This is a genomic window from Vibrio celticus (genome assembly GCF_024347335.1).
Classification (GTDB): domain Bacteria; phylum Pseudomonadota; class Gammaproteobacteria; order Enterobacterales; family Vibrionaceae; genus Vibrio; species Vibrio celticus.
Genome location: NZ_AP025463.1, coordinates 1,205,455 through 1,225,484, shown reverse-complemented (window position 1 = coordinate 1,225,484; position 20,030 = coordinate 1,205,455). Strand labels below are relative to the sequence as shown.

The 20,030-nt window shown below is 44.4% G+C and carries 20 protein-coding genes; 8 read left to right on the top strand and 12 right to left on the bottom strand.

Going from position 1 to position 20,030, the window contains the following annotated elements:
• Positions 1 to 53: 53 nt before the first annotated feature.
• From torA to torE, 3 genes are read right to left on the bottom strand one after another with little or no spacing between them, the layout of a single operon-like run.
• Positions 54 to 2,516, bottom strand: a complete 2,463-nt coding sequence (gene torA / locus OCV19_RS05765) for a trimethylamine-N-oxide reductase TorA (RefSeq protein WP_065675739.1) — start codon at positions 2,514 to 2,516, stop codon at positions 54 to 56.
• A 24-nt stretch (positions 2,517 to 2,540) separates the two neighbouring features.
• Positions 2,541 to 3,722, bottom strand: coding sequence for a pentaheme c-type cytochrome TorC (gene torC / locus OCV19_RS05760; protein ID WP_017060299.1), 1,182 nt, complete (start codon positions 3,720 to 3,722; stop codon positions 2,541 to 2,543).
• Positions 3,723 to 3,772: 50 nt separating this feature from the next.
• Entirely contained in the window at positions 3,773 to 3,955 is a 183-nt protein-coding gene (gene torE / locus OCV19_RS05755; RefSeq protein WP_017060298.1) for a trimethylamine N-oxide reductase system protein TorE, read from the bottom strand.
• Positions 3,956 to 4,392: 437 nt separating this feature from the next.
• Here torE and OCV19_RS05750 point away from each other — a divergent pair, with 437 nt between their 5' ends.
• Positions 4,393 to 5,187: an ABC transporter permease gene (locus OCV19_RS05750; RefSeq protein ID WP_048609403.1), complete on the top strand. Its 795-nt coding sequence runs from the start codon at positions 4,393 to 4,395 to the stop codon at positions 5,185 to 5,187.
• A gap of 354 nt (positions 5,188 to 5,541) precedes the next feature.
• Here the strand turns inward: OCV19_RS05750 and focA are convergent, their stop codons facing one another.
• Positions 5,542 to 6,384, bottom strand: coding sequence for a formate transporter FocA (gene focA / locus OCV19_RS05745; protein ID WP_048658323.1), 843 nt, complete (start codon positions 6,382 to 6,384; stop codon positions 5,542 to 5,544).
• A 362-nt stretch (positions 6,385 to 6,746) separates the two neighbouring features.
• On the bottom strand, positions 6,747 to 8,054 hold the full coding sequence (locus OCV19_RS05740; RefSeq protein WP_065675740.1) for an ATPase: 1,308 nt from the start codon (positions 8,052 to 8,054) through the stop codon (positions 6,747 to 6,749).
• Between the two features lie 257 nt (positions 8,055 to 8,311).
• Between OCV19_RS05740 and OCV19_RS05735 the strand changes: the two genes are divergently transcribed.
• The 3 genes from OCV19_RS05735 to OCV19_RS05725 all read left to right on the top strand — a co-directional run bounded on the left by OCV19_RS05735 (position 8,312) and on the right by OCV19_RS05725 (position 10,169).
• Complete coding sequence (locus OCV19_RS05735; protein WP_017060280.1) at positions 8,312 to 8,542, top strand: TIGR02647 family protein; 231 nt, start codon at positions 8,312 to 8,314, stop codon at positions 8,540 to 8,542.
• Between the two features lie 114 nt (positions 8,543 to 8,656).
• Positions 8,657 to 9,511: an NAD(P)H-binding protein gene (locus tag OCV19_RS05730; RefSeq protein WP_065675741.1), complete on the top strand. Its 855-nt coding sequence runs from the start codon at positions 8,657 to 8,659 to the stop codon at positions 9,509 to 9,511.
• A complete protein-coding gene (locus OCV19_RS05725; protein WP_065675742.1) occupies positions 9,504 to 10,169 on the top strand; it encodes a YdcF family protein in 666 nt (221 codons plus the stop codon). Before OCV19_RS05730 ends, OCV19_RS05725 begins: the two co-directional genes overlap by 8 nt.
• A gap of 126 nt (positions 10,170 to 10,295) precedes the next feature.
• Here OCV19_RS05725 and OCV19_RS05720 read toward each other — a convergent pair whose 3' ends face one another.
• Both OCV19_RS05720 and cysS read right to left on the bottom strand, forming a co-directional pair.
• Positions 10,296 to 10,874 carry a thymidine kinase gene (locus OCV19_RS05720; protein WP_065675743.1) on the bottom strand — a complete coding sequence of 193 codons (579 nt, stop codon included), beginning with the start codon at positions 10,872 to 10,874 and terminating at the stop codon, positions 10,296 to 10,298.
• A gap of 98 nt (positions 10,875 to 10,972) precedes the next feature.
• Entirely contained in the window at positions 10,973 to 12,358 is a 1,386-nt protein-coding gene (gene cysS / locus OCV19_RS05715; RefSeq protein ID WP_017060276.1) for a cysteine--tRNA ligase, read from the bottom strand.
• A gap of 189 nt (positions 12,359 to 12,547) precedes the next feature.
• Between cysS and OCV19_RS05710 the strand changes: the two genes are divergently transcribed.
• From OCV19_RS05710 to OCV19_RS05695, 4 genes are all read left to right on the top strand, one after another.
• Positions 12,548 to 13,042, top strand: a complete 495-nt coding sequence (locus OCV19_RS05710; protein ID WP_048614502.1) for a peptidylprolyl isomerase — start codon at positions 12,548 to 12,550, stop codon at positions 13,040 to 13,042.
• A gap of 77 nt (positions 13,043 to 13,119) precedes the next feature.
• Positions 13,120 to 13,854 carry a UDP-2,3-diacylglucosamine diphosphatase gene (gene lpxH / locus OCV19_RS05705; protein WP_065675744.1) on the top strand — a complete coding sequence of 245 codons (735 nt, stop codon included), beginning with the start codon at positions 13,120 to 13,122 and terminating at the stop codon, positions 13,852 to 13,854.
• Positions 13,855 to 13,977: 123 nt separating this feature from the next.
• A complete protein-coding gene (locus tag OCV19_RS05700; RefSeq protein ID WP_065675745.1) occupies positions 13,978 to 15,195 on the top strand; it encodes an EAL and HDOD domain-containing protein in 1,218 nt (405 codons plus the stop codon).
• A 136-nt stretch (positions 15,196 to 15,331) separates the two neighbouring features.
• Positions 15,332 to 15,844, top strand: a complete 513-nt coding sequence (locus tag OCV19_RS05695) for a YchJ family protein (protein WP_065675746.1) — start codon at positions 15,332 to 15,334, stop codon at positions 15,842 to 15,844.
• Between the two features lie 217 nt (positions 15,845 to 16,061).
• On the opposite strand, the gene hisIE is transcribed toward OCV19_RS05695, so the two are convergent.
• Genes hisIE through hisB form a run of 5 tightly spaced genes read right to left on the bottom strand, consistent with a single transcriptional unit; the run spans position 16,062 to position 19,972 of the window.
• Positions 16,062 to 16,712 (bottom strand): bifunctional phosphoribosyl-AMP cyclohydrolase/phosphoribosyl-ATP diphosphatase HisIE, encoded by a 651-nt coding sequence (hisIE, locus tag OCV19_RS05690; RefSeq protein ID WP_065675747.1) that lies wholly within the window; start codon positions 16,710 to 16,712, stop codon positions 16,062 to 16,064.
• Entirely contained in the window at positions 16,709 to 17,482 is a 774-nt protein-coding gene (gene hisF, locus OCV19_RS05685) for an imidazole glycerol phosphate synthase subunit HisF (RefSeq protein WP_065675748.1), read from the bottom strand. Before hisF ends, hisIE begins: the two co-directional genes overlap by 4 nt.
• Positions 17,464 to 18,201, bottom strand: coding sequence for a 1-(5-phosphoribosyl)-5-[(5-phosphoribosylamino)methylideneamino]imidazole-4-carboxamide isomerase (gene hisA, locus OCV19_RS05680; protein WP_012604374.1), 738 nt, complete (start codon positions 18,199 to 18,201; stop codon positions 17,464 to 17,466). The genes hisF and hisA overlap by 19 nt, the downstream gene beginning before the upstream one ends.
• A gap of 43 nt (positions 18,202 to 18,244) precedes the next feature.
• Positions 18,245 to 18,859 carry an imidazole glycerol phosphate synthase subunit HisH gene (gene hisH / locus OCV19_RS05675; protein ID WP_065675749.1) on the bottom strand — a complete coding sequence of 205 codons (615 nt, stop codon included), beginning with the start codon at positions 18,857 to 18,859 and terminating at the stop codon, positions 18,245 to 18,247.
• Positions 18,860 to 18,883: 24 nt separating this feature from the next.
• Positions 18,884 to 19,972: a bifunctional histidinol-phosphatase/imidazoleglycerol-phosphate dehydratase HisB gene (gene hisB / locus OCV19_RS05670; RefSeq protein ID WP_048609394.1), complete on the bottom strand. Its 1,089-nt coding sequence runs from the start codon at positions 19,970 to 19,972 to the stop codon at positions 18,884 to 18,886.
• Positions 19,973 to 20,030 lie beyond the last annotated feature (58 nt).

The window sequence follows — 20,030 nt, the reverse complement described above, 5'->3', positions numbered from 1 at the left end:
AGTGCTTACAGGGGCTTTAATTCAAGCTTTAATCTTGGTTCTTAAGACAAGACTTAAGAAACTTCGATTGGACCACCGAATGAAGTTACTGGAGGCAGTTTGCCTTGGAACTTCTCGAAGTCTACCAAACATGTGTTTGCTGACGTTGCTTGAGCAAGTTCAGACGTACCGATATCTTGAGTCAGTGTGTTTGGATCGCCGTATGTATCTAGCGCGCCCACTTTCTCGTTGATCGGACCGTACCAAGCACCTTCTTCGATACGAACAACACCAGGAGCATAGCTATCCATTAGAACAGCACCCGCTAGTAGTTGACCACGGTCGTTGAACACACGTACTACGTCACCATCTTTGATGCCTTTCTTCTTAGCATCTACTGGGTTGATGTAGATTGGCTCACGGCCTTGTACCGCGTAAGTCGCACGCCACTCTTCAGATTCACACATCTGAGAGTGAAGACGCTTGTCTGGGTGACAAGATTGTAGCCAGTACGGGTGCTTGTCAGAGCCTGGACCACCGTGTGAACGTTCAGATTTCTCGAACCACATTGGGTGTTCTTGACAGTGCTCGTAACCCATGTTGCCAACAGTACGGCTTGTGATTTCGATGAAACCAGAAGGCGTGCCTAGTGCGTTGATCTCTGGATCTTCACGGAATGAAGCGTGACGAGTCCATGGCTTACCTTTGCCGAAGTCTAGGAAACCTTTCTCCCAGAACTCAGCAAACTCAGGCATTTCGAAGCTACCTTCGTTTGAAGCGCGACATTCGTCGTACAGAGATTTAACCCACTGCATTTCGTCCATACCACGCGTGTAATCGTCGTAACGACCCCAACGCTTAGTTAGGCTAGACATGATCTCGAAGTCAGTCTTAGACTGGAACAGAGGATCCACTAGCTTGTGCATTGCGATCAAACCACGGCCAGAGTACGCGCCGTAACCATCGATATCGTTACGTTCCCACTGAGTACAAGCTGGAAGAACAATATCAGAGTGACGACAAGTTGCAGTCCAAGCGAAATCAACAGCCACTACAGTTTGTAGACTCTTGAATGCTTTACGCATCTTGTTGCGATCTTGGTGGTGGTGCCACGGGTTGTTACCACTGAATACCATCATCTTGATGTCAGGCAGTGTCACTGTTGCGCCGTTTGCTTTGATCTTCTTACCTGGCTCTAACAGGCTATCTACCCAACGAGCAACAGGGATTACGCGGCTGTAACCGTTGTAATCAGTGTTAGTGTGCTTAGGCGATTGACCTTGGTCGATGTTCAGCGGGAATGAACCCGGAGCAGCGAAGCCAGTTGAAGATACACCGATACCAGAGTAGTGGTGACCGTAAGAGATACCACCGCCCGGAAGACCAATTTGGCCAACCATTGCTGCGATAACTGCACACATCCAGTAAGGCTGTTCACCATGCTCTTGACGTTGGATACTCCAACCAACAAGAATCTGTGTACGACCGTTAACCAGCATCTTAGCGAAGTCACGAATAGAGTCCGCGCTTGCGCCACAGATAGCAGAAGCCCATTCTGGCGTCTTCTCAACTCTGTCTTTCGTTTCACCTTGAACGTACTTGATGAAATCTTCAAAACCTAGACAGTAAGTTTCGATGAACTTCTTGTCGTATAGGCCTTCGTTGTAAAGAACGTGAGCAACACCAAGCATGAACGCCACATCAGTTTGTGGGTTGATGTACATTTGCTCGTTTTCTAGGTAACGACCTGTTTTGTTTTTAACAGGGTCAACAGAAACAACGTTGATCTCTTTCTTAGCAACTTTTTCTTTCAGCTGTTCTAGGTATGCGAACGACTCGTGAGTCTCACATGTCCAACCTACTTGAAGGTTTTTAACTGGATCGTTACCCCAAAGAACAATGTTGTCACTGTTTTCTAGGATAAGTTCCCAAGATGTACCTTGTGCGTAAACTTCAGTAGAACCTAGCACGTAAGGCATGATCGTTTGACCAGCACCTGTTGAGTAGTCACCGATTTTCTTCACAGAGTAACCGTGAAGTGCCATTGCACGTTGCATGTGGTTAGTACAGCTGTGGAACTGACCTGTTTGTCTCCAACCAGTTTGACCTGTGTGAAGCGCCCATGGACCGTAATCTTTCTGTACGCGCTCTAGCTCGCGGTAAACAAGGTCTAGTGCCTCATCCCAAGTCACACGAATAAAGCGGTTGTTACCACGCGTGTCTGCGCTGTACTTATGCTTCTTCAACCAATCTAGGCGAACCATTGGGTAACGCACACGTGATGGGCTGTAGATAATACCTTTAATACCTTTCAGCATCTCTGTTGGGTGCTGATCGATTTCTAGAGGTTTAATTTCCTGTACTTTACCCGCGTAAACGCGAGCTCGGAATGCACCCCAGTGAGAACCAGAGACTTTCCACGCGCCGTCTGTTTCTGCAGCAGATGCTGAAGCCGACGCCAATAAGCTTGGACCGATAACCGATGCCGCACTTGTCGTCGCGACACCTTTCAGAAAACTTCTTCTTGTAATTGCCATTGTGTTACTCCAATTGACGTCTTATTAGTGATGGCCTTCAGAAAAATCTGATGAGTGCTTCTGTAGATACTTAAGAACAAGTGCTTCTGTATCTGTATCGAAGTTAACGAATGCAATCATACCATCTAGCATGCCTACCCAACCGTTAGCGCTGAAGTGAGCTTCATCTGGCTGTGAGTGACACGTTGAACAGTTAGATTGGTACGCTTGACCAGCTGCGTTCCAGATTGGATCGAAGTTATCAACCATAGACTCTTTCTTCATCCAAAGTGCTAGGTTAACTTCTTCCCAAGGAAGGCCGGTTAGCTCATCTTCTTTCTTCTCACCAACAGTGATTACGTCACTTTGAGATACTTCTTTCGTCAAGATTGCAGTCGAGATATTCATACCGAAGTCTTCTTGGATTACACGTCCGAAGCCTTTCGCTTTACGCCAACCGTCGATTTGAATCTTGATCATGTCGCCTTTTTCGTCGATCACAGCAACTTTACTTGCAGGGCTTAATAGACCCGCTTCAACTTCAGCTGTTTCATCTGTGTACATTGGTAGGTGACGAATAGAGATCACGTCTGAACCATTTGCGTAAGATGTGCTGCTTGCTACGTTTTCTAGCTCGCCAACAATACCGCTCGCTGATGCCATATCTAATGGAAGGTTGTGAGCAATACCTTTGTGACAGTCAACACAGCTTTGATCACGCTCTGCCGCGTTCTTCATCTGGATACGCGCTGTTGGGCGCATGTTTTCGAAATCCATTGAATCGTAGTTGTGGCAATTTTTACACTCTAGAGATTTGTTCGAAGAGAAGCGATCCCATTCGTGTTTAGCCAGTTCGATACGACGAGCTTCGAATTTCTCAGGCGTATCTAGGTCACCAAATACTTGAGCGAATACTTCTTTAGAAGCTTGCATCTTACGAGCGATTTTTGCTGTCCATTCATGTGGAACGTGACAGTCAGGACAAGTAGCACGTACACCAGAAGTGTTTTTCCAGTGAACCGTTTCTTGTAGTTCTACGTATACGTTGTCACGCATGGTGTGACAGCTTACACAGAATTCTTCTGTATTTGTGTGCTCTAGAGCTGTGTTAAAACCGCCCCAGAAAATAACACCGGCGATAAAGCCACCCATAGTTAGTACACCAAGACTGATGTGTACTGCTGGGCGGGTCATTGTGCGCCATAATTTAACTAAAAATGATTTCATGTTTAGCTCTCTTAAATATTGATTTTAAAAAATGTTGTTACTAGAGGGCATTACATGCCGCCGTGAGCACCAGGAGGTCCGAATACAAACACTTGCAGTGCCCAAACTAGGAAGCCGTAACCGCCTACAAAAGCCACACTTAATATTGGGAAGAGAACCACCGCGATGAAGAGGAAAGACTTCCACTCCAGCGAATGTTTTTCGCTAGTTTCAATTTTATTAACATCACTCATACATTTTGCCTATTTTGTATTTAGTAATTTCGAGTAACCCATTCTATGGGGCTAAAGTTCTTAAGTATCTAACGACAAATTTTAGACCATACTCAAAGTAGGGTTCAATCAAATCTCCCGTTATAACCCTTGCTAATCAATACTTTTTTGAGCTCATCCAAAGTTGTTTTTAGTTAAACAAAGTTATTAAAAAGTATTAACAAATGTGAAGAATTAAGTATATTTCACAAATGTTAAATCCCAACACCTGTGTAACTGCATTGTAACCAATTTTAACGTTTTACCTACTAAGTAGTAGCCAAAAATGCCTCAAACAACCAATATTTTGTGGTTTGATTGTTAAATTATTGAGTATCTTTTGAAGCAACGGCTGAGAAGCTGAAATGCATCATTTGGCACTTTCATATATGATGGGGACCTACTTAAAAGGAAACATTATGCAAGACGTTATTGATATATCTTGGTGGCAGTTATTGTTCTTCAGCTCACTTCTCTTGCTACCTATTACCATCAACCACAAGTTAAAACTCGGCCTTGGCAAAGAAGCTTCTATCAGCATAATTCGTATGGTTATTCAGCTATTTCTGGTTGGACTTTACCTGGAATACTTGTTCACTTTGAATAGTTTGTGGGTCAATTTGCTGTGGTTATTTGCGATGATTATCGTCGGTGCAAGCTCGATTGTTGAAAAATCTAGACTGCCAAGAAACCTACTTTTGGCTCCTGTCGCCGTTAGCCTTGCGGTAACTTGTGTACCTATTGTCTTGTTCATCTGCTTTTTCATCATTAAACCGACACCGGTTTTTAACGCGCAGTACCTTATCCCGATCGCAGGGATGTTATTGGGTAATAGCTTAAGCAGTAATATAGTGGCATTGCAGAACCTGTTTGGTGCCTTTGAAACACAGAAATCAGAATATGAAGCCGCAATCGCGTTAGGTGCGTCTCCTACTTATGCTGCTGCGCCTTTTGTACGTAATGCAATACAGAAAGCGATGTCCCCTATCATGGCCTCTATGGCAACCACAGGCCTAGTAACGCTGCCGGGAATGATGACGGGACAAATCTTAGGTGGTGCTTCGCCGATGATCGCGATTAAGTATCAACTGATGATCATGCTGGCAATTTTCGTGATGATGAGCTGTTCTTTAGCACTTGCACTTCACCTCTCATTGAAGACATCTTTAACCAAAGAAGGGCGAGTTCTCGCTCAAATACAGCCTTCGAAATAACCTCCCGGCTCCACTTAGATCTGGTTACTCACTGAATTTGAGACAGGTTATCCACAGAAACTGTGGATAACCAAATCAAGATAGATCCTTTTTTGCCCACTTTCACCCGAGAAAAGATCATTACCGTTGATCCTTCGGTGTTTTCAAAGACATATACACATATGGTGAGCAGCGCTGTTGAGTGTTCAGATGATCATTAGAGGGGTGAAGAAGTAGGTTTTCCACAAATAAAAAACGGCCTGCAATGCAGACCGTCTTGTAAATGTCATAAGTCAGTTCAGTGTTTCCACTGAGCTTTAGCGCATCTCGTCAACTGAGTTAAGTACGCCACTTTTGTTGATAGAGCCACCTTTATTAGTCACGCAGGTAGATCAACCAATACCACATGCCGACAAAGATACCACCGCCAATGATGTTACCGATAGTAACGGGCAGCAAGTTGTTCATCAAAAAGTCCACCATGTTCAGATCAACATAGTCCGCTGGGTTAGCGCCTGTCATTGTCCAGAATTCAGCAGGAGCAAATGTTTTAATGCCGATAGCTAAAGGGACTTGGAACATATTCGCAATACAGTGCTCGAAACCAGCCGATACGAACATCGCTACAGGTAAAATCATTACCGCAATTTTGTCAGTCAGTGTGCGTCCACTAAACGTCATCCATACCGCGATACAAACCAATACATTACACATGATGCCGAGCGCGATAGCTTGGATAAAATCATGGTGCATCTTGTGTTGGGAAATCGCCATTGCATTTAAACCAACCTGGCCATGGTCAAACATGTACTGTTTGGTCAGAAGCATACATGCCACCAGCAACAATGCGCCAATCAAGTTACCTACATAAACCGTAGCCCAGTTCTTGACGAGCGTGCGCCAAGTAATTTTGCCACTTGCGCGAGCAACCAGAGTAAGCACCGAACTGGTAAATAACTCACCACCGGTAACAACAACGAGAATTAAGCCCAAGCTAAATGCAAGGCCACCTAATAGGCGAGTAATACCCCAAGGCAAATCACCAGCACCAGTCGTTACGATGGTGTAGAACACAAACGCAATACCGATGTGTATGCCAGCGGAAATCGCTAGGAGAAAAGATTTGATTGGATCTTTGGTTGCTTTACCTACGCCAATATCTGCAGCGCGCTCAGCCATTTGTGGCGGTAATAATGAGTCAAATTGGTTTAGATTCATGATGATTTACATTTTGAAACATGTCGTCGGGAGCGCGATAATCCTCTCTTTCATTTCTGAATTCAAGAGCTATTTTAGGCTCAAAATGCCTCTCACAGCCTTGTTGAAAGCAAATAGTCCGAGTTATTCCAAATTCATACGACTTTAGTAGTAAAAAGAAAACTCTGCTGAATGAGTAGTTATCAGCATAGAAATTGACACACCTATAAATATCAACAAGTTACGTTAAAACCAAAAGAATAACGTACACTAAAATGGCTCACTGAGCGCTTTTATTTCTAGATTTTGACATAGATCAACAGAACGTAAAAAAGCGCCCTAAGGCGCTTTTAACTCAATCACAAATAAAGAAATTAGTGATGCTAAGCCGAAGGTTCAATCACTTCTTCTGATGATTGTTCTAGGATTGAATCCTCTAGAGTAGATTCAACAGCCGGGGACATCACATCAGAATCACTTTCGTTGGCCACTTTGCCACCTAAGCTTTTCAAACTATCCACTAACTCTTCTAAGCTTTTTATGTGAGCATCACTCTTGGTAATCTGCTCACCGAGCAACTCACTGTGCTTGGTTGCTTCAGACAATTGCTGCGCTTGCTTCTGGTTTTCAGACTCCAGCTTAGCCAATTGCTCAGTCAAAGTTTCAATCTCTGACTTTAAAAGCCCTGTCATATCAGAGCTTTTTAACGCTTTAACACTCGCTACAATCTTCTGTGATTGCTGGCGTAGCCCAACATCACGGTAATCTTCATCATTAACGATTTGTGAAATGCTCAGTAACTGGTTCTCTGCATTCAAAACAGACTGTTCGAACTGGTCGCCTTTTACGCTCGCCAGCACTTTGACTTCATGAGCGACACTGCGCACGTGGTTCAATTCAAACTCTGCAGCGTGAACTGCATCTTCAATGATCGACTTTTCACGAGGGCTAGCTTTCACTTGGCTTTCGGCCAACGCAATTTGAGATGCTGCCTTAGCAAAGGTTAGAGGAGCAACGTCATCAAAATCTTCATCTTCCAAGAACTCTAATTCGTTCTTCAAAGGTTCGATGTATTTCTTATGCGCCACTTTAACTTCTAACAAACGGGCATTGTTAAGAAATTCCACCTGCGCTTCTTGAGCGTCTTCAAGCTCATCGACCAGTACATACTCGAACAACTCGCTGTATTCTGAATACAAACGTTTGTAGCTCGAGGTAAACATGGTATCTGCGCCCAAGAACTTCAGGTAATCCATTTGGACAATCGAATCAGCGAGAACTCGGTCTGCCTTCTTCTTTAACACTAAGATCGAGTCATAGTTTGATTTGATCAAAGCGATTTTTTCATCAAAGGCTTCAGCGTAAGTTAGGCTCGAAAAAATGGAGTAACTCTTGGTTATTCGAGTTTCGTCTTTCAGTAAGTCCGCATAAATGCTTTCAGCATCATCCCATGCGTCTAATAGTTCATTGTAATTCTCTGGTGCATAGAGAGACAATTGAGCATGGTCTTCAAGCTTAACTTCCCATTCGGAGTAAACGCTTTGGACAGACTGAAATGAACGAACCTCTATTGTCGATTCATTATTGTTGTTTGTGGTTTGGTTCGCGTCTGTCTGCTCTGAGGGTGTGCTTTGACAACCTGAGATAGCAAATAGCATACTGATCGTTAATGCTACTTTGTTCGCTCTCACTTATGCATATCCTTTTTATACAATATTCGCTCAATGCAAATTATTTCTAGTCACAATATATTACAACCACTTAGCAATAAACATCACTGATGATTTAAGTGGGTGTAAATCACCCAATATAACCAAAATAAACTCATCACTCGATGATTAATCAATCAATTTGGTATCACTTATCAATTCTCTTTATTTGCTATTGCCTGAGCCGAGAATGCGCACTAAGGTGAAGGTAGAGAACGTTATGAATATATAGGTTAATTATGAAGTACAACGCTGAACATATTGCTGATTTAAACCTCCTTCTTCAATTTGATGTAAGTAGTGCTGCTACTGGAATTAAAGTTCATCAAGAGGCTGCTCAAGAAACTCAAGACGCTGTTAAGCGCCTATTCGAAAAAAACCTTTGTACTCAGCCAGACGGCGGTTACCTAACTGATGAAGGTATCGAGATGGCAGAGCGCGCAGACAAGCTTCTTCGCGTACTAAACTAAAGCTCCATTGTTCTAGTAAAAACTCCACTTGCTTCGGCCGTGGAGTTTTTTCATTTTTGGGCAAAGCTTTGTTAGGCTTATTGTAAATTCGTCATTTGCAGTTGTGAGGAACACATGGCTTCTATATTTATTGTCGGTGCAGGATGGGTAGGTGCACCTTTATCTGAACATTTAGAAAAACATGGTAACCGAGTGGTGGTCACGAAAACGACCCAAGCGGGAGCAGACGCCATTGGTAGCGAACAAATTCCATGTGAAGTGTTTAGCTTTGATTCATCCGATCCACAACAGACTATCGGGCGACTCTATTCGCTGTTACTCGAAAACAACACTGAAATTGTGATTGGTAGCTTCCCTCCTGGCTTTAGAAAAGGAGCAGGACAAGAGTATGCCGACTATTGGCAGCAACTCACCAATGCATGCCAAAAGGCCAACATTAAAAAGCTCATTATGGTTAGTTCAACCACGGTATACCCAACCAAGCCGGGTGTGTTGAACGAGCTGGATGCATCGCTCCCCCTTTCAACCTCAGATAACGAGCACGCGTCTTCATTTTCCGATAACGCGCGAATCATGCTGCAAGCTGAACAGTCAGTGATTGATTCAGGTATCGACTACACCATTCTTCGCTTTAGTGGCTTAATCGGCCCAAGCCGTCACCCATCACGCTTCGCAAGCAAGTTAAAACAAGTCAGCACTCAAGCTCCAGCCAACATGCTGCACCTTGACGACGCGATTGGTGCTGTCGATTTCGCTATCAGTCAACTGCACAACGAAGTAGTTAACGTGACCACGCCAAATACGGTCAGTAAGGCGGAGTTTTATGCCGCGGCACTGAAAAGCGCCAACAGCAGTGAGCCTCTGCCCACTGTTGTTGATACCCCAGACAAGTTAATCTCTTCGAAGAAGATTCTCGACTTAGGTTATTCATTTAAATTCGAATCCACACTGGACGCACTTCATGACTGAACAATCTATAGCTAACACAGACCCCAACATAAAACTGCATCGCTCAGTCGACACCCTTTGGAACTTTATGTCGATGGGTCACAAGGTTACGCCTTCCGACTGTATCTTTGTATTGTGTAGCAACGATACTCGCGTCGCTGAATATGCAGCCGAGCTTTATCACCAACAGATCGCGCCTTACATCGTTTTTTCTGGCGGTGTGGGACGCTTTACCGAAGGGAATTTTGAGCGCTCAGAAGCAGAAACATTCGCTGCTATCGCACGAGATTGTGGCGTGCCTGACTCTGACATTATCATAGAGAAACACGCGACAAATACTGGGGAAAATGTACGATTCACTCATGAGTTGCTGACAGAAAAAGGGTTATCGCCGAAGAGGCTAACCTTAGTTCAGAAGCCCTTTATGGAGAAACGTACCTACGCCACCTTCAGTAAACAGTGGCCTGACGAAACTTCCGAGATTACCGTGACATCACGTTGGCAAACTTGGGATGATTACTTTAACGAAGAGCTACCGTTAGATATGGTGTTAGGCGCATTAATTGCTGATTACGAGCGAATCAAATCCTACCCAGAGAAAGGCTTTCAGATTGAGATGCCCATCCCCGACGACGTTGACCACGCCTATCAAGCATTGAAGAAGCTCGGATTCGAATAAGCAAAAGTTAGACTTTGAACAAAGTAAATGCTCGGCTGGGAATAAAACAAAACACAGGCTCAATAAACAAAAACGGTGACACTTGGTCACCGTTTTTCGTTTTAGCTAGCTGAACTATAAATCGACTTATTTACCTAACGCTTCTTTGTAGTGCAGACGGCAAACAGAAACGTATTTGTCGTTACCACCAATAGCCACTTGGTCGCCTTCAGCAATCGCCACGCCGTACTCGTCGGTACGAATTACCATGTTCGCTTTACGGCCACAGTGACAAATTGTTTTAAGCTCAACGAGTTTATCTGCCCAAGACAATAAGTAACGGCTACCTTCAAACAGTTCACCCAAGAAATCGGTACGTAAGCCGTAACAAAGTACAGGGATGTGCAGTTTATCAACCACTTCTGTTAATTGGTACACCTGCTCCTTCGATAAAAATTGGCACTCATCGATCAAAACACAATGACGCTTTTCTTCCTCATTAAGTTTTTTGATCGCATCAAACATGTTGGTGTCATTTTTAAACAGCTGAGCTTCAGATTGCAGACCAATTCGTGAGCTCACTTTACCGATACCATAACGGTCGTCCAACGCTGCCGTAAAGATCACTGGCGTCATGCCACGTTCTTGGTAGTTGAATGAAGATTGAAGAAGCGTTGTTGATTTACCCGCATTCATTGCCGAGTAATAAAAATACATCTGAGCCACAGAAATATTCCTGTTAATTAAAAGTTGAAGATAGAAAAGGTGAAAATAGAGAATTCGTGCTAGAAAAAAGGGCTGAAAATCAGCCCTTTTTATAAGATTTACTTACGACGCCAAGTCGTACCTTCTGGGCCATCTTCCAGAACAATACCCAACTCGTTTAGCTTATCACGTGCAAGATCGGCGTTTGCCCAATCCTTTGAAGCACGAGAATCGTTACGCAGTTTGATCAACGCTTCGATTTCAGCCACTTCGTCGTCGTTACCTGCCGCATCACCTTGAAGGAACGCTTCTGGCTCTTGATGAAGAATACCGATGATGTCTGCTAGTTCACGCATCAATGCACCAAGTCCGCTTGCTTTTTCGATGCTTTCAGGCTTGATACGGTTGATTTCACGCGCCATTTCAAACAGTACTGAATAAGCTTCAGGTGTGTTGAAATCATCGTTCATCGCCGTAGAGAATCGAGTCACGTACTCTTCGCCACCAGCAGGAGCTGCTGTAAGGTCTAGGCCACGAAGTGACGTGTATAGACGCTCTAGTGATGCGCGAGCTTGGTTTAGGTTATCTTCGCTGTAGTTTAGCTGGCTACGGTAGTGACCAGACATTAGGAAGTAACGTACCGTTTCAGCATCGTAATGTGCTAGCACGTCACGGATAGTGAAGAAGTTACCCAGTGATTTAGACATCTTTTCTTTGTCTACCATCACCATACCACTGTGCATCCAAGTATTTACATACTGAGTGCCGTGCGCGCAGCAAGACTGTGCGATTTCGTTTTCGTGGTGAGGGAACTGCAGATCTGAACCACCACCGTGGATATCGAAGTGGTTACCAAGAATAGACGAGTTCATTGCTGAACATTCGATGTGCCAACCTGGACGACCCGGCCCCCATGGCGATTCCCATGTAGGTTCACCTGGTTTAGACATCTTCCAAAGAACGAAGTCTAATGGGCTACGTTTTGCAGATTCAACATCAACGCGAGCACCCGCTTGAAGCTGATCAAGGTCTTGCTTAGAAAGCTTGCCGTATTCGTCGAATTTCTTTACTTCAAACATCACGTCGCCGTTGCTTGCAACGTATGCGAAACCACGTTCAATCAGCTTTTCAACAAGCTCGATGATTTCAGTGATGTATTCTGTCGCACGTGGTTCAACATCTGGACGCTTCATGTTCAATGCATCAAAGTCAGCGTGCATCTCACCGATTAAACGCTCAGTCAGAGAGTCACAAGACTCACCGTTTTCGTTAGCGCGCTTGATGATTTTGTCATCGATATCTGTGATGTTACGAACGAAATTCAAATCGTAACCAAGGTAACGAAGGTAACGAGTTACTACGTCGAAAGAAACGAACGTACGACCATGACCAATATGACAGAGATCGTATATGGTTACCCCACAGACATACATGCCGACTTTGCCAGCTGTAATTGGTTTGAATTCCTCTTTCTGTCTTGTGAGCGTGTTATATATCTTCAGCATGATCTCTATCTATTTTATGGATTAATCAAAATAAGCTCGCATTATAACAAGTCATACCTTAATAGGTAATCCCCAAAAGCAGGAATTACCTCAAACATCCGAGTTAAGTTAATGATTTGGTGATTTGAAAGTCCGTCAACATGCGCTAGAATTCGAACTTCATATTAAAAAGACAGTAAGGTAACAATCATGATCATCCTTCACACAAATTTTGGTGACATCAAAGTTCAACTTAACGAAGAAAAAGCACCAGAAACAAGCGCAAACTTTCTACAGTATTGCCGTGACGGTTTCTACGACAACACACTATTCCACCGTGTTATCGATGGTTTCATGATTCAAGGCGGCGGCATGACTTCTGGCCTTAAAGAAAAGGCAACTCGTGCAACGATCAAGAACGAAGCAAACAACGGTCTAGCGAACAAAGTTGGTACGCTAGCAATGGCTCGTACTATGGAACCGCATTCAGCGAGCTCTCAGTTCTTCATCAACGTTAACGACAACTCTTTCCTAAACTTCCGTAGCGAAAGCCTAGACGGTTGGGGCTACTGTGTATTCGCAGAAGTTGTTGAAGGCATGGAAATCGTGAACAAGATTAAAGGTGTTAGCACTGGTTCTATGGGTATGCACCAAGATGTACCTCTAGAAGAAGTGATCATCACTGGTACTACAATCGAAGCTTAATTCATCGCTTTCGGTTAGAATTGATGAGCCGATAAAATCAGGATACAGGGAGCGAATCGCTCCCTTTTTTTAGACCTATGAAAACATATTTTATATCAGATCTGCACCTTTCTCCGTCACGACAAGACATCACAGACTGCTTCTTAACCTTTATGAAGAAAGAAGCCGTAGAAGCGGATGCACTTTACGTATTAGGTGACCTTTTCGAATTCTGGATTGGTGACGATGATAAGAGTGAATTCGCGACTTCTATCCGCCAAGCGTTTATCGACTTAGTGAAAACAGGCGTGCCTTGTTACTTTACTCAAGGGAACCGCGACTTCTTAGTCGGCAAAAAATTTGCTAAGCAAACGGGCGTGCAACTTCTCGACGAAGTTTCTACGATCGATATCTACGGACAAAAAGCGGTGGTATTGCATGGTGATACCCTATGTACTGAAGATGTAAAGTACCTCGCCTTTCGCGAAAAAGTGCATCAGCCATGGTTACAATGGGTCTTCAACCGAATCCCATTTTTCATCAAGAAGAAAATTGTTTCGAAAGTTCAATCAGATATCAAAGATGACAAGCAGACCAAGTCTCTCGACATCATGGATGTGACACAGCAAGAGGTCGAAGATGTGATGGAACGAAACAATGTCGATTTGATGATCCACGGCCATACTCATCGCCCAGACATCCATACATTTAATGCTAATAATTGCACTAAAACTCGTATCGTACTTGGCGATTGGTATACGCAAGGCTCTGTGCTGGTGTTCACGCCGCAAAGTTTTGAACTACAGAATCGAGCGTTTAGCAATAGCTTTTAACATCACGCTTAAACTTTCACTTTGATTATTATTACCGGTCAGACTTTCTTAGAAAGTGTATGGTAATTTCTAGTGAATTAGCTATTATCTCTCTACCAGAAATAAACCGAACACAGTACCAAGTTGAAATATTCATACGTAGCGCGTCAACCAATACTCGACACAGGCAAGAAAACCATAGGTTACGAGTTGCTATTCAGGGATGGTCCTAAGAACACTTTCCCTGAAGTAGAGCCGGAGCTCGCTACTAGCCGTTTGCTTTCCGATCACTTCTTATCGACCCACTATAATACGTTGGGTGATAAACTTGGTTTCGTGAACTTCCCATACGCAAGCCTAATCAACTTAGTCCCTACTCTGTTCCCCAAAGAAAGCCTCGTTGTTGAGGTTCTTGAAGACTGCGAACCGACAGACGAATTACTTGAAGCAATCAAAACCATCTTTGACGCGGGTTATACCATTGCGCTAGACGACTTTGTGCCAAGTAAAGCTTGGAAGCGCTTCTTACCCTACGTTTCGATTATCAAGTTCGATATCCGTTTGACGCCAATTGCCAAAGCAGCGATGTTTATGAACTCTCTCAAAGGACTAGATATCAAGTTCCTTGCTGAGAAAGTGGAAACGTACGAAGAATACCAAGAAGCAAAAAAAGCAGGCTTCACCTACTTTCAAGGTTACTTCTTTAGCAAGCCTGAAATGATCCAAACACGTGCGCTCAACCCGGCCTTCCTGACTACCGTTCAGTTATTAAAAGAGATTGCGCACGACCCTATCGACTTTGGTGAAGTCGAGCGTTTGATTACGCTCGATGTGACCATGTCGTATAAGCTACTTACCTACGTCAACTCCGCTGGCGGTTCACCAACAACGATTCGTTCATTCCGCCAAGCGCTTATTTACCTTGGTGAACAAAAGCTGCGTAAGTTCGTTTCACTTGTAGCGATCGCCTCCGCGAAAGAAGATAAGCCAGATTCACTCTACGGTTTAGCGGTATTACGCGCGCGTCAATGTGAGCTCTTAGTCGAGAAGATGAATGTGAAGGTTGAGCCTGGACAAGCCTTTTTGACCGGTATGTTCTCTCTGTTGGACTCACTCTTTGACCAACCATTGAAACAAGTACTCGATTCAGTGCCAATCGACATCGAGATCAAACAAGCCTTGATTCAACGTAAAGGCGTGTTAGGTGCTGTATTGGCGATGGTGGTTGCGTATGAGCAAGCTCGTTGGGATGAAGCGACTCGTATCCGCCAGCTTCTCAAACTGAGTGAAGCTCAACTTGGTCAAGCTTATGACGAAGCGACAACTTGGGCTCAAGAGTTATTGTCTCCAGCCTTAAAATAGTAATCTTCGCGCTAACACTTTGATAATTTCAATAACTTCAATAGAAACTAAACTTTGGTGAGCGATCGTTTCTTGGTAAACTCCCACGCATTCATTTATGGCCTCTTAATAGAGGCCATTTTTACAGGATCTGACTATGTCTTTATGCCCATGCGGTAGCAATAATACTTACCAACAGTGCTGTGAATCAGCGCACCTTAACCACAGTGCCGTTGAAACACCTGAGCAATTGATGCGCTCTCGTTATTCCGCGCACGTGTTGGGTTTGGTTGACTATGTTGTTGCGACTTACCACCCTAGCTGCAATGCAGAAGCACAAAGAGAAGGCATCGCCGAATCTATCGACAGTGATTGGTCAGGGTTAGAGGTCATCGATACTGCGGCAGGTTCACACCAAGACGAAGGCTTTGTTGAATTTAAAGCTTACTTCAATGAAGACGGCGCACAATACTGTATGCAAGAGCGCTCGCGTTTCGTTCGTGAAAACGGCCTATGGTTCTATATCGACGGTGAGTTCCCAGAGCAAGAAGAAACTACACAGCCAGAAATCGATCCTCGCTTAAACCAAACGGTTGAAAGCTTCAAGATCGGCCGTAATGACCCGTGTATTTGTGGTAGCGGAAAGAAGTATAAGAAGTGCTGCGGGTAACTCGCACGACTAAGAGATTAGATTAAGAGAAGAGATTCCTGATGTCACTTAGGCTCCTCGGAATGACGAAGAGTCAGGGATAAAAAGGGAACACAGGGGCTTAGAAAACTTATGGCTTTGAAACTCAGAGGCTCTGAAAACTAAAAAGCCCCGTAAACATGTTTGTTTACGGGGCTTTTATCTATATTTTGCGTGGTTCGATTAATCCAAACAGAGCTTACTTATGACGCTCTTTTAGCTTGTTGACCACATCGTTCATCGATAAGCCTTGGTCTTGAAGAAGAACCATTAGGTGGTAAATCAAATCTGCTGATTCACACACTAACTCCGCCTTATCGCCCGACGTCGCCGCAAGCGCGACTTCAACGCCTTCTTCGCCCACTTTTTGCGAAATACGCTTGGTGCCACGGGCATATAGACTGGCAGTATAAGAAGATTCAGGATCGGCGTCCTTGCGGGCAGCCAATAGCTGCTCAAGCTGATGAAGCCACACCATCTGAGACTCTTCTTGCTTGTCTCCATCCCAACACGTTGTTGTACCTGTGTGGCACGTTGGACCAATGGGATTAACTTTAACCAGTAAGGTGTCGCTGTCACAGTCCAAGGCGATGTTTTGCAGTTGCAATACATTGCCCGACGTTTCACCTTTCGTCCAAAGACGCTCTTTTGTGCGAGAGAAAAACGTCACATTGCCAGTTTCACCCGTTTTCTCAAGTGCTGCTGGGTTCATGTATCCCATCATTAGCACTTGGCTTGACTGGTAATCTTGAACAATCGCTGGCACTAAGCCATCTACTTTTTCCCAGTTAATACGCTCTGACAATGCGCCTACTTCTGTTTTTGATAAGCTTACGGGTTCAAAACTCATAGTCGCACCTCTACATCTTGTTGTTTTAAATACTGTTTAAGTTCACCAATATTGATGACTTGTTTGTGGAATACCGAAGCCGCAAGTGCTCCATCCACGTTGGTCTTTTTATAAGCTTCAGCAAAGTGCTCCATTGCGCCAGCGCCACCAGAGGCAATCAATGGCACATTACACACTTCACGCACCATGTTTAACTGATCGATGTCATAGCCGTTGCGAACACCATCTTGGTTCATCATGTTTAACACAATCTCACCTGCGCCACGCTGCTGTACTTCCTGCACCCAATCTTTGGTTTCCCATTTGGTTGCTTTAGTACGCGCTTCATCGCCAGTGAATTGGTAGACCTGATATTTACCGGTTTCTTTATCGAAATATGAATCGATGCCGACAACGATACATTGCACGCCAAACTTATCAGCAAGGTCAGTGATCAGTTGTGGATTAGCCAATGCCGGTGAGTTGATTGATACTTTATCTGCACCAAACTCAAGAATGCGCGCTGCATCTTCTGCTGATTTAATACCACCAGCCACACAGAAAGGAATATCGATCACTTCTGCTACGCGTTTTACCCAGCTTTTATCGACCACACGACCATCACTTGATGCGGTGATATCGTAAAATACTAATTCATCAGCGCCCTCTTCTGCATAGCGTTGTGCTAGCGGAACGATGTCACCAATAATTTCGTGGTTACGGAACTGAACACCCTTAACCACTTGTCCATCACGGACATCCAAACAAGGGATTATTCGCTTTGCCAACATGCAAATGCCTCCTCTGCGGTAAACTTACCATCAAGTAGCGCGCGCCCCACAATCACTCCAGCAACACCGCTGCCTTTAAGCGCTTCGATATCAGCTAGGCTGCCAATGCCGCCCGATGATTGGAACTGAACTTGTGGGTACTGCTTACAAAGATCAACGTAAAGCTCTACGTTTGATCCTTCTAGCGTGCCATCACGTGAAATATCGGTACACAGAACGTGTTTAAGGCCAACCGTGAGGTAGTCTTCAATTAGCGCTTCAATAGTCACGCCTGAATCTTCCTGCCAACCTGAAATCGCCACTTTACGTGTGCCGCTTTCGTCGATGTTGATGTCCAAAGCTAACACGATTTTTTCCGCGCCGTACTTCTCCATCCAACCTTTCACCAACTCAGGTTGCTTAACGGCTGTAGAACCAACCACAACGCGCTGTGCGCCAGCTTCTAGTAGATCAACGACATCTTGTTCGTTACGCACGCCACCACCAATCTGGATGTTCGCAGGCGTGCTAGCAAGGAGCTTAGCAATCAAGTCTAACTGACGAGCCGTTGTGTCTTTTGCGCCTGTTAAGTCAACAAGGTGCAGCCAGCCAGCGCCAGCTTGGTGATACAGATTAAACTGCTCTGCTGGGTCTACTTTGTATTCTGTTACTTGCCCGTAGTCTCCTTGGAATAAGCGAACTACTTGGCCTTCAATTAAATCTAACGCGGGAATAATCATTTACATTCCTTATATGGCAACGTTAGCCGCTGCCTAATCCTTATTACAATTCCAAGAAGTTCTGAATCAGCTTAGAGCCAGCTTTCGAAGATCGCTCTGGGTGGAACTGAACACCATAATAATTGCCACTTTGAACCGCCGCAGTGAACGGATTACCGTAATCACATTGTGCGATTGTGTAGTCGCCCACCGGCATTGCGAAGCTATGAACAAAGTAGAAGTATTCGCCTTCTTCAATGTCTTTAAATAGAGAGTGATTAGGTGTTGCCGTTACGGTGTTCCAACCCATGTGTGGTAATGGCAAGTCGCCCGTTTGAAGTAAACGAACTTCACCATCACACAAACCTAGACATTCAACTAACTCATCAGCCTTTTGGCCTTTCTCTTGAGACAGTTTGCCTAACAGCTGCATACCTAAACAAATACCTAGCAGAGGCTTCTCTACTTGCTTCACAAGGGTAACAAGGTCACGCTCTTGCAGGTTTTTCATAGCCTCACTTGCTGTACCTACACCGGGTAGGAATAGCTTGTCGGCAGCAAGAACCACTTCTGGTTCTTTTGAAATTTCAACTGCGTAGCCCAGACGTTCAATCGCAAACTTCACTGAGGAAACGTTGGCACAACCAGTATCAATAATAACGACTTTTTGATCTTTCATTGTTTTTCCTTGCTAACGTTAGCCTTACAGAACGCCTTTGCTGCTTGGTAACTCGTTACCTTCAACTTTGATTGCTTGGCGAAGAGTGCGGCCAAACGCTTTGAACAGGCTTTCAATGATGTGGTGATCATTATTGCCATCAGAAGAAAGGTGTAGCGTACAAGCCAATGTATCAGTTAGAGAACGGAAGAAGTGAACCACCATCTCGGTTGAAAGATCACCCACTTGCTCACGGCTGAACTTAGCATCGAACTTCAGGTATGGACGACCAGAAAGGTCTAACGCACACTGAGCCAAACACTCATCCATTGGTAGGCTGAAACCAAAACGGCCAATACCACGTTTGTCGCCTAGTGCATCTTTCAATGCTTGGCCTAAAGCCAGAGCGGTATCTTCGACTGTGTGGTGATCATCAATGTGCAGGTCGCCCTTCACAGTCAGGTTCATTTGGAAACCACCGTGTGTCGCGATTTGATCAAGCATGTGGTCGAAGAAACCCATGCCGGTATCGATCTTGTTGCCACCGGTTTCATCAAGGTTTACTGCAACCTTGATATCGGTTTCTTTAGTAGTACGAACTACTTCAGCAATACGCGCATTAACCGTCAGATCTTTAACGATTTGTGGCCAGTTAAGCGTGCCTTCAGTTTCCGCATCCGGGCCATATTGAATACCGCGGATAGCCATGTTCTCTGCCAGTTGAAGATCCGTCATTCGGTCGCCAATCACAACAGAGTGTTGGAAATCGACTTTACCGCCTTGTAGGTACTCTTTAACCATACCCAGTTTAGGCTTGCGGCAAGAGCAGTTATCTTCGTCAAAGTGAGGGCAAATAAGCACATCGTCAAACTTAACGCCTTGAGACTCGAAGAACTCCATCATCATATTGTGTGGTGCATCGAAATCTTCTTGTGGGTAGCTATCGGTACCTAAACCATCTTGGTTAGTGACCATCACTAAGCGGTAACCAGCATCTTGCAAAGCAAGCAGGCTAGGAATCACTAGCGGTTCGAATTTTAGCTTGTCTAAACGGTCTACTTGAAAGTCAACTGGCGGCTCAACAATTAAGGTGCCGTCACGGTCTATAAAAAGTATTTTCTGTTGTTTACTCACTTGAACTTCCTTTTAATTTTAAATCTGGTGGCCTAGCTAAAATCAAACGCTAACCCAA